Raw genomic sequence first — 1,043 nt, 5'->3', positions numbered from 1 at the left:
CGGCCCGGTTGGAGAACTTCGCCAGTTGGGCGAGTTCGTGTTCGTCGAAGACCTCGATCGAGGAGACCTGTTGGCGTGGGTCGGCGATGATCGCGTCGAGCACGCGCAGGAATCGAGCGGCCAACTGTTCGACCGCGACCGCATCGAGAACGTCCGTCGAGTACTTCACCTGTAAATGCAGTCGCGGACCCGGTGAGATCTGGAGTGCCAGTGGGTAATGCACTGTTTCGTGGACGGAGATGTCGGTGATGGAGATGTCCGCGCTGATGTTCTCGGCGGAGGCCTCGATGGGGTAGTTCTCGTACACCATGAGGGTGTCGAAGAGATGCTGTTGTCCTGATGCACGGCAGATCTCGGTCAGCGGCAGGAATTGGTGTTCGACCGTGTCGGTCTGATTCTGTTGCAGTCTTTCGACCAGTTGGGCGAAGGTTGTGTCGTGTTCGATGTCGGCGCGGACCGGGATGGTGTTGATGAACAGTCCGACCATCTTGTCGATGCCGGGCAGCTCGGCGGGCCGTCCGGAGACGGTGGTCCCGAAGACCACGTCGGAGCGGCCGGTCATCACGCTCAATACGCGCGACCATGCCGCGTGGAGCACGGTACTCATCGTCGTATCCAGCTCGCGTACCAATGCGTCCAACGCCCGCGTGGTCGTTTCCGGAACCGAGAAACCCTGCGACGCCCGGTCAGCTGGTATCCGCTCGGAAGCGGAATCGATCCCGAGTGGGTCGATGATCGTGGGGGACTCGAAGCCCGCGAACTGCTCGCGCCACACAGCACTCGAGGCTGCCGCGTCTTGTTCCGATACCCATGCCAGATAGCCCCGATACGGCATCGGCGTGGCGAGTGTTTCACCACCGTAGGCGAGGAATATTTCTTCCAGCAGGATCGGTAGGGACCAGCCGTCGATGACGATGTGGTGCATGGTCACGATGAGGTGGAACCGGTCGGCTGCTACCTTCACCAGGGAAACCCGGAACTGGGATTCTCGATCCAGGTCGCAGCACGCGATCCGATCCGCCGCGGCCAGTTCCCGCACCCGC

The 1,043-nt window shown here is 61.7% G+C and carries 1 protein-coding gene; it reads right to left on the bottom strand.

Going from position 1 to position 1,043, the window contains the following annotated elements:
• On the bottom strand, window positions 1–1,043 hold a 1,043-nt coding region (locus tag ACFXKN_RS33490; RefSeq protein ID WP_379434803.1), incomplete at both ends, for a condensation domain-containing protein.

It is taken from the genome of Nocardia sp. NPDC059195 (assembly GCF_042754695.1).
Lineage (GTDB): Bacteria > Actinomycetota > Actinomycetes > Mycobacteriales > Mycobacteriaceae > Nocardia.
Note: the sequence above shows the minus strand (reverse complement) of the source record. Positions and strands in the feature narration are given on the sequence as shown.